This window comes from uncultured Microbacterium sp., assembly GCF_913776565.1.
Taxonomy (GTDB): domain Bacteria; phylum Actinomycetota; class Actinomycetes; order Actinomycetales; family Microbacteriaceae; genus Microbacterium.
In genome coordinates this window covers 1-11,299 of the sequence record NZ_CAJYPF010000068.1, presented here as the reverse complement: position 1 = coordinate 11,299, position 11,299 = coordinate 1, and the positions used below count along the sequence as shown (strand labels likewise).

Sequence of the window (11,299 nt, the reverse complement as noted above, 5' to 3'; positions counted from 1 at the left end):
CGGCCGACGGTGTGGGACTACGTCGGCTCGGCGGTGGCGCTGGTGGGCGCCGGCATCATCGTGCTGCAGCCGTCGCTGGGCGTCACGGACGCGGCCCCCGGCTCCTGAGCGCGCGTACGCTGGCGGTCATGACGAACGCCCCCGGAGACTCCGACCGACTGCGCGCCGTGCTGGCGAAGATCGACGAGGACAATCCGCTGAAGGTGCCCTTCAGCTACAACCAGGGGCACATCAGCCCCCGCCTGGACCGCCTCGAGGCCAAGCTGTCGTACATGGCGGAGTACATCGCCTACCTCGAGCAGCGCATCGAAAGCCTAGAGGCACAAGTAGTTAGCTAGGCGAGATATAAGGCAGTTGTCAAGCGCCTGCCCCGGGACGAGCGCCTCGCGCACACTCAGTACATGCAGAACGAAAACGCGCCTCACGAGGGCATTGCCGACGACTTCGCCCCCACCGAGACACGACGCCCCTTCGGGTCGTACCTGTCGGTGATCAACGGCGGTAACTAGTCGTCCGGAACCTCCGTGCGAGGTTCGAACGAGAGGGCCGGATGCCGACAGGCGTCCGGCCCTCTCGTCGTCCCCCGCTCGGGGGTCCCGGGGAGGGCCGCCCGTAGCATGGAGGTTCGCCGTCCGAAGGAGACCCCATGCCCGAGCTCAGCAAGGACACGACCCTCTGCATCTCGCTCTCGGGGCGCCCCTCCAACATCGGCACCCGCTTCCACAACTTCCTCTACGCCGAGCTGGGGATCGACTTCGTCTACAAGGCCTTCACCACGACCGACATCGCAGCCGCGATCGGGGGAGTGCGGGCCCTCGGCATCCGTGGATGCTCCGTCTCGATGCCGTTCAAAGAGGCCGTGATCCCGCTGGTGGACCGGATCGAACCGTCCGCGGCGGCGATCGGGTCGATCAACACCATCGTCAACGACGACGGCGTGCTGACGGCGTCGAACACCGACTACGAAGCCATCGCGAGCCTCATCGACAGTCACCGGCTCGAGCCGGCGGCATCCGTCGTCGTCCGCGGATCGGGCGGAATGGCCAAAGCCGTCGTCGCGGCGTTCCACGGAGCGGGATTCGGCGACGTCACCGTGCTGGCCCGCAACGCCGCGGCCGGTACCGCGCTCGCCGAGACGTACGGCTACCGGTGGATCCCGGACGATCCCGCCCCCGGAGCCGAGATCATCGTCAACGTGACGCCCCGGGGGATGGATGGTCCGGATGCCGAGACCCTCGCCTTCCCGCCCGCGCACATCGAGGCGGCGCGCACCGTGTTCGACGTGGTCGCCTTTCCGGCGGAGACACCGCTCATCCGCGCCGCGCGCGCGGCGGATCGCGACGTCATCACCGGCGCCGAGGTCATCGCCCTGCAGGCCGCCGGTCAGTTCGCCCGGTACACCGGCGTGACGCCCACGCCCGACCAGGTGCAGCGCGCCTCGGTGCACTCGCGGGCGTGAGCGGCGGCATCCCTCATCAGACGCCGGTGACCCGCACCCCGACGGGGGACGGGTCACCGGGTGACTCGGGTCAGGCCATCGCGGCGACGGGCTGAGGCGCTGCCGTCCGCCGACGCCGGGCGCTGAGCATGGCGGCGACGACCACCACGAGGGCGGCGGCGGTGATCGCGGCGCCGATCCACAGCGGCGAGGTGTAGCCCCAGCCGGCGGCGATCCCGAGGCCGCCCGCCCACGCGCCGAGCGCGTTGCCGACGTTGAAGGCGCCGATGTTCGCGCCCGAGGCGAGCGTGGGTGCGCCCCCGGCGGAGTTCATGATGCGGCTCTGCAGACCCGGGACGGTGCCGAAGCCGAAGCCCCCCATGAGGAACAGCGCGACCGCGGCGGCGATCCCGGATGCCGCGAGAGCCGCGAAGGCGACCAGCACCACCAGCAGCGCGGCGACGAAGAACAGCAGGGTGCGGTCGATCGATCGGTCGGCGAGACGCCCGCCGACGACGTTTCCGATCACGAGGCCCACACCGAACAGCACGAGCAGCCAGGGGACCGACTCCGCGGCGAAGCCGCTGACCTCGGTGAGCGTGTACGCGATGTAGGTGAACGCGCCGAACATGCCGCCGTAGGCGAGCACGGTGATGACGAGCGACAACCAGACCTGACCGGATCGGAACGCGGCGAGTTCGGTGCGGAGCGCGACAGGGGTGGCCGGGCGGGGCAGCGACGGCACCAGGGTCAGGATGCCGATCAGGGCGACGACGCCGACGGCCACGATCGCCCAGAAGGTCGAACGCCAGCCGAACTGCTGACCGAGGAAGGTGCCGAAGGGCACGCCGAAGACATTGGCCGCGGTGAGCCCGGTGAACATCAGGGCGATGGCGCCGGCCTTCTTCTCGGGGGCGACGAGATCGGCGGCGACGACCGCGCCGATGCCGAAGAAGGCGCCGTGGCACAGGGCGGCGATGATGCGTCCGATCATCGCGACGTCGTATCCCGGGGCCAGCGCGGTCAGGGCGTTGCCGATGAGGAAGAGGACCATCAGGCCGAGCAGGACGGGCTTGCGGGGGAGGCGGGTGGTCGCCGCGGTGAGTCCGAGGGCGCCGACGACGACGCTCAGGGCGTAGCCCGAGATGAGCCAGCCGGCGCTCGCCTCCGACACGGCGAAGTCGGCGGCGACCTCGGGCAGCAAGCCCATGATGACGAACTCCGTGAGTCCGATTCCGAAGGCGCCCACGGCGAGGGCGACGAGTCCGAGAGGCATGAGGGGTCTCCTGATACACTGAGATAGTTGCAAGCGCGCTCTTTTGCAGCGCGAGAGAGATCATTGCACACGCAAGTATCCCGCGCAAGCAACTATCTACGAGAGGAGTGCGCCATGGGCATCGCCGACGACGCCGTCGAGGTCCGCGCCCAGGGCTGGCGGACCCTCGCCGCCCTGCACGGACTGATCGAGGCCGAGCTCGAGCGGGCGCTCGCCGCCGTCGAGCTGTCGGTCGTCGAGTACACCGTCCTCGACGCCCTCGACCGCCAGGACGGCTGGCACATGCGCATGCAGCAGCTCGCTCGGGCCGCGGCCCTCAGCCCGAGCGCGACGACCCGTCTGGTCAACCGGCTCGAGGGGCGCGGTCTGCTGACCCGCGTCCTCTGCGCCGACGACCGCCGCGGCATCTACACCGAGCTGACCCCCGCGGGGCGCGCGCTGTACCGCGACGCGCACCCCGTGCACGATGCCGCCCTGGCGCGGGTGCTCGCCGATGCCGAGCAGCAGCCCGAGCTGGCCCCGGTCGTCGGGGCGCTGCACGGGGTCGCGCTGCCCGCCTGACAACGCCGCGACGGCCCGGGCTCCGCCGAACCCGGACCGTCTTCTCCCGCGCTCACTCGTAGCGCAGCGACTCCACCGGGTCGGCGCGCGCGGCGCGGGCGGCGGGAAGGCTCCCGGCGAGGAACGCGATCGCCATGATCGCCACCGTCGTCACCAGGATCGACACCGGGTCGAAGGCGATCAGCTGCAGACCGGGCAGGTCGCTGAAGAGCGACCGGCCGAGCTGCGCGCTCACGGCGGTGCCCACGACCATCGCCACCCCCGCACCGATGACGCTGCCGAGAAGGCCGAGGAACACCGCCTCGAGGCTGAAGAGCGAGAACACCCGTCCGCTCCCCATCCCCATGGCCTTCATCAGGCCGATCTCGCGCGTGCGCTCCTGCACCGACATGAGCAGGGTGTTGACGATACCGAAGCTCGCGGCCAGCAGAGCGATCACGGCGAAGGCGTTCAGCACCAGCACGATGCCGTCGATCACGGCCTCGAAGGTGCCGAGCTGGTCGGACACGGTCTGGCCGGCGTATCCGGCATCCGTCAGGGCCGTCTTGACCTCGTCGATCTGCGCCGTGGTCGCCCCGGACGACACGAACGCGCTCGCGCTGGCGTACCGGTCGAGCTGGTCGGTCGGCACCCCCGTGTTCTGCGCGGTGAAGAGGGCGTCCTCGAGCGCGGGACCGGTCGTCAGCGCGGTGGTGTTGGCGAACGCGCCCTCGGTCACCCCGGTGATCTCGGCCTCGACGAGGTGCTGCGTGCGCACCGGGTCCGAGACGGCGATCGTCAGGGTCGCACCGATCGCGTCGCCGTCGCTCGCGAAGCCCAGGGGCGTCACCAGCGATTGCGGGATCGCCGTCTGCAGGACCGTTGCGGCGTCGTCCGGCACGGAACCGGCCGCGAGCTGCGGCGTCTGTCCGCCGATGAGCGACCCGGCCGAGGCGACGTAGCGGTCCCCGCCGTCGACCTGGACGAAGTCGATCTTCACGGCCTTGGTCGGCACGACCCTCTCGACGCCCGGCAGCTGCGCGATCGCCGAGATGTCGGCATCCGTCAGGGCGGACACCTCCGTCGTGGCCCCGGGGCGCCCCGGGTCGGTGGTGCCCGAGGTGAGGGACTCGGGGTCGTACCTCTGGGGTCCGGTGGATGCCGCGCCCCCACCGGTGGCCTTGGTGACCGTCAGCACGTCGGACGCGCCGATGCCCGAGACGGTGTCGTCGATGAAGCGGTTGATGCCCGTGCCGAGGCCGTTGGTCAGGGTGAGGGTGAAGGCCCCCACGAAGATCGCGAGGACGGTGAGGATCGTGCGGGTCTTGGACCGGAAGGTGTTCGCCGCCGCCGTCGAGACGAGGTCGGTGGTCTTCATGCCGCGCTCCGTTCCTCGGCGACGATGACGCCGTCGCGGATCTGGATCCGACGGTCGCAGCGCGCCGCCAGGTCGTCGTCGTGGGTGACGACGATCAGGGTGATCCCGTGCTCGCGGTTGAGACGGAAGAGGATGTCCTCGACGACGGCGCCGGTGGCCGAGTCGAGATTGCCCGTGGGCTCGTCGGCGAAGATCACCTGCGGGTCGTTCACCAGGGCGCGGGCGATCACCGCGCGCTGTTTCTGGCCTCCGGATAGAGCGGTGGCCTTGTTCTTGGCCTTGTCCTGCATGTCGAGCTCGGCGAGGGCGGCGAGGCCGCGGCGGCGACGCTCGCCCCGTCCGACGCCGGCGATCTTCAGGGGCAGCACCACGTTCTCGAGCACCGAGGCGGTGGGGGTCAGGAAGAACTGCTGGAACACGAAGCCGAACGTCTTGTTGCGGGTGCGGTTGAGGCGACGGCCGCGCAGGGTGGCGGCATCCGTCCCCTCGAGACGGACGGTGCCGCGGGTGGGTGCGTCCATCAGGGCGAGCAGGTGCATGAGCGTGGACTTGCCCGAGCCGCTCTTGCCGACGATCGCGATGCTCTCACCGCGGTGGATGTCGAGGCTCACGCCGCGCAGCGCGTCGAAGCGCGCCGAGCCGCGGCCGTAGGACTTGTGCAGATCGGTGACCGAGAGCAGTGGGGGAGGGGGTGCGGATGCCATGTCCTCACTGTCGCCCGCCGGCCCCGGCATCCGCGTCGCTCGGTGGGGGTGACCGCCTCCCCCCGTGGGGGTATTCCTCGACCGCCCCGGCAGGGCGATGGTGGGCCGGCGGCCCGAGCGGTCAGACTGGAGCGATGCGACCCGACCCGATGACGGACTCCCCGCCGCGCCTGGTGCCGGCCGGTCGTGCGTGGATCGTCGACGTCGTCATCGCCGTGCTCGTCGTCGTGCCGACGTTCGCGCCGGTGCCCTTTCCCGAGCTGCACCCGTCGAGCCCTCTCGTGGGCGTCCTCGTCCTCGCCCCGGCGGTGCTGCTGCCGCTGCGGCGTCGCCGGCCGCGGTCGGTCCTGATCGCCTGCATCGCGCTGTACGTCACCGCGCTCGCGCGGGGCACGATCGACCCGGGCGCCGCGCTGGCGGTGGTGATCGCCGCGTACGGCATGGCCGACCGCCTCACCCGTCGCGAGGCCGCTCCCGTCGCGATCCCCGCCGTGGCGGGCCTGGTCGCCGCCGGCATCGTCATCGAGCTGACCACGGGGCTCGACACCCGCTTCCTGCAGGTCGGCCTGGCCGTGGCCCTGGCGGGAGCCCTGGGGGACGCCGCGCGCTCGCGCCGCGCGTACGTGGATGCCGTGATCGAACGCGCGCGTCGCGCCGAGCAGACCCGCGAGGCCGAGGCGCGCCGGCGGGTCACCGAGGAGCGCCTGCGCATCGCCCGCGACCTGCACGACGCCGTGGCCCACCAGATCTCGGTGATCAGCCTGAACGCCGGGGTGGCGACCTCGACCCTCGAGGCGCGTCCGGAGCGGGCGCGCGAGGCCCTCGCGACCATCCGGACGGCCTCGCGCGACGTCCTCGCCGAGATCGGGTCGCTGCTCGCGGTGTTGCGCGCCCCCGACGAGTCCGGCTCGCGCGAGCAGCCGGGCATCGCCCGGCTCGGCGACGTCGTCGAATCCGTGCGGATCGCGGGGTTCGACGTGGTCGTCCGCGACGAGCTCAGCCCCGAGGTCCTTCCCCTCACCCTCGACATCGTCGCGTACCGCGTGGTGCAGGAGGGGCTGACCAACGCCCTCAAGCACGGCACGGGCCGGCGCGCGCACGTGCTGCTCCGTCGCCTCGACGCGGCGGTGGAGATCGTCGTCACCAACCCGCTGGACCGACCCGTCGACGAGCCGACGGCCTCGGGCTTCGGCCTGGCGGGCCTGCGTGAGCGCGTCGAGTCGGTGGGCGGGAGTCTGCAGGCGGGAGTGGCTCCCGGAGGGTTCCGCCTCGCCGCGCTGCTGCCGTTCCCGCGCACCGCGTCGTCGGGAGCCGAGCGATGACCCGCGTGCTCGTCGTCGACGACCAAGCCCTCATCCGTACGGCCGTGCGCGACCTGCTCGACGCGCAAACCCGCATCGACGTCGTCGGTGAGGCGACCGACGGCGAAGAGGCGGTCGCGCTCGCGGCGGCGCTGCGCCCCGACGTGGTGGTGTGCGACATCCGCATGCCGCGCATGGACGGGATCGAGGCGACAGAGCGGATCTGCGCCGACCCGGCGCTGAGTGAGACGAGAGTGCTCATCCTCACCACGTTCGAAGAGGACGACTACGTCGTCGCGGCCCTGCGCGCGGGAGCGAGCGGCTTCATCGGCAAGGGCGCCGAACCCGAACAGATCGTGCACGCCGTGCTCACCGTCGACGAGGGCGGGGCCCTGCTGTCGCCCGTCGCGACGCGGGCGATGATCGAGAAGTACGTCCGCCGCGCCCCGACCACCGCCCCGCGAGACGCCCCCTCGCTGGCGATGCTGACCGAGCGCGAACGCGAGGTGCTCGCGCTCGTCGCGCGGGGCCGGTCGAACGACGAGGTCGCGGCATCCCTCTACATCTCTCCGCACACCGCGAAGACGCACGTGAAGAACACGATGCTCAAGCTCGGCGCGCATGATCGCGCGCAGTTGGTCATCGCGGCCTACGAGAGCGGACTGCTCGTGCCGGGGAAGTGACGCCCCGTTCGGAGAGGGGGCAGCAGAATGGATGCCATGCCCCCGCGCACGCTCGAGATCGACGGTTCGGTGGTCCGCGGCATCCCGTCGCTCTATGCCGAGCTGAATCGCGTGTTCATGCCGGACGAAGAGTGGACGCTCGGTGAGAGCCTCGACGCTCTGGACGACCTTCTGTACGGCGGGTTCGGGGTGCTGCGCGGCGGGGAGCCGGTACGCGTCGTCTGGAGACACGCCGACGTCGCGCGGCGGGCGCTGGGCGTCGCGGCGACGACGGAGTACTACCGCGCCAAGCTCGATCGACCCGAGGTGTACTCCGCGGACGCCGCGCGCCGCGCGCTCGAGGCGCTCGACGCCGGGGAGGGAGAGACGTACTTCGAGCTGGTGCTGCGCGTGTTCGGTGAGCACCGCAACATCGAGGTGGTGCTCGACTGATGAAGGCGGACCGTCGACGGGGCGGAGTGCCTCGGAGGCGACCTGCATCTGCAGGGGGAGCTCGTCGCGGTCGATCGTGATCGGTACCAGCGTGATCGCCGTCGTCGGTCTGATCGCACTCGCGCGAATGCTGTGGACGGCTCGACTCCCTGCGGGACTGGAGATGACGGAACTCGGAATTCACGGCATCCGGGGTGCAGGAGAGGCCCACCTGATGTGGGATGACATCGCCGACGTCGGAGTCGTCGCGGCACGGGCGGCGAAGCTGTCGATCGCGGACGTGAACGGCTCCCATCCGGTCCTGGCCGCAATGCCCTCCCTCGGTGCGGACCCGAATGACGTCGCGGTGGTGCTGCGGTTCTTCCGAGACCACCCCGACGAACGGTCCGTGCTGACCGAGGGCGGCGAGGCCGCCCTGCGGCGAGTGGAGCGGGTGTGGGGCAAGACGGTCTCGTGACGGGACGATAGCCCACCTGGTGCGAAGCGCTCGACGACCTCGCGCGAAGGAGGAGAAGTCCCTGCGGACGGCGCGGTCGGTGGCGCAGCGCGCGCGGGATCACTGCAGCCGCTGCAGCAGCCGGGCAGCGAGGAACCGCGCACGCCCACGCGGGGTCAGGGGGTCGTACCCGAGCTGACGTGTCCACGTCTCGTGACGCGACTGCAAGCTGCTGTGATGCAGCGACAGTCGTGTCGCGGCCGCGCGGATGCTTTCGCTGTCGATGACGACATCGAGGGCGGTGAGTGCGCGGGCATCGAGGGCATCGAGTGCCTCGACATCCGGATGCCGCGGCGCCGATGCCTCGAACGATCGCGCCAGCACGATCAGCACTCCCAGGTCGGACGCATCGACCACCCGGTGCCGATCGTCGGCGAGGCGCAGCGCGAGACGGGCGTCGGCGCAGGCGCGGGGGAGGTCGTCGAGGTCGCTCGCGACGCTCGTTCCGACGGGTCCGTCCGGCGGCACCACATCGCCGAGGCCGATCCACACCGCTCCCTCGTTCGTCGCCAGGACGGTGGATGCCGTGAGCACGTGGTGCGAGGTGGGCGGAGCCGCCACCACGCGCACCGCTCCGCTCAGGCGCAGGCGGTGGGCGGCTGCCTCGCGATCCACCCGCGAGGTCGTCGCGTCGATCACGCGTTCGACCGCGCTCGTCGTCGGGTCGGCGCGCGCGACGATGATCGCGAGGGCGACCTGCGCGCGGTCGACGATCATGGCGTCGTTGACATCGTCGCCCTCCCGACGCTCGAGCCAGACGCGCGGCGCGTCGGCGGCATCCGCTCCCTCGGGCTCTCGAGGTGCGGTGCGCGCGCCGTCGGCGTCGATGCCGATGAGCCGGCCGCGCACCCGCGCGCCCGCGGGGACCCCGCTCAGGATCGCCGCGGCTCGGACGACCGACTCGACCCCCGCGCCCCCGGCCACGAGCGAGTCGAAGTATCCGATGATCTTCACCGACTCGCTCGCGGCGGGGTCGAGCACCTTCAGCCGTCCCGCGAGCTCTTGCATGGGTCACTCCTTCGTCGCGCCCAGCATAGGACCGCGACTCAGCCGAGCAGCCGGCGGATCCAGCGATCGCGCGCGTCGACGGCGTCGTGCGAAAGGGCGGCTTGAGGCGCGAGTGACTCCGAGGCGTGGAACGCTCCGGGCCAGACGTGCAGCTCGGCCTGGCCGCCGGCCGCCCAGATCGCCGAGGCGTAGGCGACGTCCTCGTCGCGGAAGACCTCGGCGCTGCCGCAGTCGATGAACGCCGGGGGCAGGTCGGAGAGGTCGGTGGCTCGCGCGGGCGCAGCATAGATCGACACATCGTCGGTGGACCGGCGTTCACCAAGCAGCGAGCCCCAGCCCAGCAGATTGCTCCCGCGGTCCCACACGCCGACACCGTCGATCTGACGCGTCGACACGGTCGCATCGCGGTCGTCGAGCATCGGGTACATCAGCATCTGCCCGATGAGCTGAGGTCCCCGTCGGTCGCGGGCGAGAAGAGCGACGCCCGCGGCGAGGCCTCCGCCGGCGCTGCCACCGGCGATCATCAGCCGCTCGCTCTCGATGCCGAGTTCTTCGGCGTTCTCAGCCGTCCACACGAGCCCCGCGTAGCAGTCCTCGACGGGATACGGGTCGGGGAATTCGGGGGCGAGGCGATACTCGACGCTGACGAGCACGGCGTTGTACCGGTGGATCCACTCCGCGAACCCGGCGACGCCCGCGAACCGGTCACCCATGATCATTCCCCCGCCGTGCGTGTGGAAGATGCCGGGGCCGGTGCCGGTGCGCCCCTTCGACTCGATGACCGAGACGACGATGTCGGCCCCTTCGAATCCCGGGATCGTGACGTCGCGCGACTGGAGCTGCGCAGACTCGAGGATCTCGGCGGTGGTCGGCATGCCCGGTATCGACTCGGTGCGCAAGGCGGGCAGCATCTCAGCCGTCAGCGTGGGCGGAAGCATCTGGCCGATCACGTCGAGCATGGGAGCGAGCTCGGGGTCGAAGGGCGGGCGGGGCAGGATGCCGGAAACGGTCACGGTAGCTCCTTCGTCGGGGACGCCTCGTTGCGTCTCTCTCGATGATGCCGCTCGACCTTCGTGGTGCGTCCCCGCCGTGTGGCGCGAGAACCGCGGAGGTATGCCGCCGAGTGGCGGGGAAGGACGGATCACGCCCGTCGCGTTCAGTCGCCCGCCTTCTCGATTCCCCGCGTGCGGATCTCTTCCACGTCCAGGTCGGCGAGGATCCGGCGGGCGACGAGGTCGTCGATGGTCCCCTCGCGCCGCAGGCGCAGCAGCACCTCGCGTTTACGGTCGAGGATCGCGAGGCGCAGACGCTGCGCCTCTTTGTGACGCAGCAGGGGCGAGCGCTGGGTGACGTCGATGTCGTCGCTGACGGCGATCATCTGCAGGGGCCCGGTGAAGGCGGCATCCTGATCCGTCTCCGCGGCCGCACGGTCGCCGGTGCGCTGATCGCCGTCCGGCCCGTCGGGAGGCACCGGACCCGTCGACGAGGCCTCGTCGAACGAGGCGTCGAGCTCGGCCAGGTCGCGCTCCTCGATCGCCCGCTGACGCGCGACCGCGCGAGCGTTGGCGAGTTCGAGACGCTCGTACCCCTCGCGCCGCGCCCGGTCGCGCACGCGGTCGCTGATGCCGTGCTCCACCGCGAGGTCGTCGAGCGCCGCGAGAGCCGCACCCGAGATCGCCCGCTCGGCGAGTTGATACTCGTCGACCGCGGCGTCGTCGCTCGGCAGCTTCGCCCAGCGGATGACGGCCGGCAGGAGCGGTCCCTGCACCAGGAGCGTCAGGACGATGACCCCCGCGGTGACGAAGACGATCGCGTCGCGACCCGCGACCGGCTCACCCGCGGCGGTGGTCACCGGGACCGACAGGGCGATCGCCAGAGACACGGCCCCGCGGAACCCGGCGACCGTGCTCACCACCCGAGAGCGGTGCCGCAGCGACCTCGTCGACCCGGCGGGCGGTCGCGCGAACGGGGAGAAGAACCACTGGAACAGGTACCGCACCACGAAGAGCGCGATCCACGCGGCCACCGTCACCAGCAGCAGGA

The 11,299-nt window shown here is 71.3% G+C and carries 12 protein-coding genes and 1 pseudogene; 7 read left to right on the top strand and 6 right to left on the bottom strand.

Annotated elements, in window-relative coordinates:
- Positions 1 to 128 precede the first annotated feature (128 nt).
- Entirely contained in the window at positions 129 to 338 is a 210-nt protein-coding gene (locus QZ433_RS04245) for a hypothetical protein (protein WP_295780169.1), read from the top strand.
- Between the two features lie 308 nt (positions 339 to 646).
- Complete coding sequence (locus QZ433_RS04240; protein WP_295780168.1) at positions 647 to 1,459, top strand: shikimate 5-dehydrogenase; 813 nt, start codon at positions 647 to 649, stop codon at positions 1,457 to 1,459.
- 70 nt (positions 1,460 to 1,529) lie between these two features.
- On the opposite strand, the gene QZ433_RS04235 is transcribed toward QZ433_RS04240, so the two are convergent.
- Complete coding sequence (locus QZ433_RS04235) at positions 1,530 to 2,714, bottom strand: MFS transporter (protein ID WP_295780167.1); 1,185 nt, start codon at positions 2,712 to 2,714, stop codon at positions 1,530 to 1,532.
- 114 nt (positions 2,715 to 2,828) lie between these two features.
- Here QZ433_RS04235 and QZ433_RS04230 point away from each other — a divergent pair, with 114 nt between their 5' ends.
- Positions 2,829 to 3,275 carry a MarR family transcriptional regulator gene (locus tag QZ433_RS04230; RefSeq protein WP_108319990.1) on the top strand — a complete coding sequence of 149 codons (447 nt, stop codon included), beginning with the start codon at positions 2,829 to 2,831 and terminating at the stop codon, positions 3,273 to 3,275.
- A 52-nt stretch (positions 3,276 to 3,327) separates the two neighbouring features.
- Here the strand turns inward: QZ433_RS04230 and QZ433_RS04225 are convergent, their stop codons facing one another.
- Both QZ433_RS04225 and QZ433_RS04220 read right to left on the bottom strand, forming a co-directional pair.
- The gene (locus QZ433_RS04225) at positions 3,328 to 4,632 is read right to left on the bottom strand and encodes an ABC transporter permease (RefSeq protein ID WP_295780166.1); all 1,305 of its coding nucleotides are present in this window, start codon (positions 4,630 to 4,632) and stop codon (positions 3,328 to 3,330) included.
- Positions 4,629 to 5,336, bottom strand: a complete 708-nt coding sequence (locus QZ433_RS04220; protein WP_295780165.1) for an ABC transporter ATP-binding protein — start codon at positions 5,334 to 5,336, stop codon at positions 4,629 to 4,631. The genes QZ433_RS04225 and QZ433_RS04220 overlap by 4 nt, the downstream gene beginning before the upstream one ends.
- A gap of 134 nt (positions 5,337 to 5,470) precedes the next feature.
- Here QZ433_RS04220 and QZ433_RS04215 point away from each other — a divergent pair, with 134 nt between their 5' ends.
- From QZ433_RS04215 to QZ433_RS04200, 4 genes are all read left to right on the top strand, one after another.
- Positions 5,471 to 6,658 carry a histidine kinase gene (locus QZ433_RS04215; RefSeq protein ID WP_295780164.1) on the top strand — a complete coding sequence of 396 codons (1,188 nt, stop codon included), beginning with the start codon at positions 5,471 to 5,473 and terminating at the stop codon, positions 6,656 to 6,658.
- Positions 6,655 to 7,320, top strand: a complete 666-nt coding sequence (locus tag QZ433_RS04210; protein ID WP_295780163.1) for a response regulator transcription factor — start codon at positions 6,655 to 6,657, stop codon at positions 7,318 to 7,320. The genes QZ433_RS04215 and QZ433_RS04210 overlap by 4 nt, the downstream gene beginning before the upstream one ends.
- Positions 7,321 to 7,356: 36 nt before the next feature.
- A complete protein-coding gene (locus tag QZ433_RS04205) occupies positions 7,357 to 7,752 on the top strand; it encodes a ribonuclease inhibitor (RefSeq protein ID WP_295780162.1) in 396 nt (131 codons plus the stop codon).
- Between the two features lie 76 nt (positions 7,753 to 7,828).
- A complete protein-coding gene (locus QZ433_RS04200) occupies positions 7,829 to 8,209 on the top strand; it encodes a hypothetical protein (RefSeq protein ID WP_295780161.1) in 381 nt (126 codons plus the stop codon).
- Positions 8,210 to 8,308: 99 nt separating this feature from the next.
- Here QZ433_RS04200 and QZ433_RS04195 read toward each other — a convergent pair whose 3' ends face one another.
- The 3 genes and pseudogenes from QZ433_RS04195 to QZ433_RS04185 all read right to left on the bottom strand — a co-directional run.
- On the bottom strand, positions 8,309 to 9,256 hold the full coding sequence (locus tag QZ433_RS04195) for a hypothetical protein (protein ID WP_295780160.1): 948 nt from the start codon (positions 9,254 to 9,256) through the stop codon (positions 8,309 to 8,311).
- A 38-nt stretch (positions 9,257 to 9,294) separates the two neighbouring features.
- The gene (locus QZ433_RS04190) at positions 9,295 to 10,269 is read right to left on the bottom strand and encodes an alpha/beta hydrolase (protein WP_295780159.1); all 975 of its coding nucleotides are present in this window, start codon (positions 10,267 to 10,269) and stop codon (positions 9,295 to 9,297) included.
- A 143-nt stretch (positions 10,270 to 10,412) separates the two neighbouring features.
- Positions 10,413 to 11,299, bottom strand: a pseudogene (locus QZ433_RS04185) (cation:proton antiporter); the annotation flags it as partial.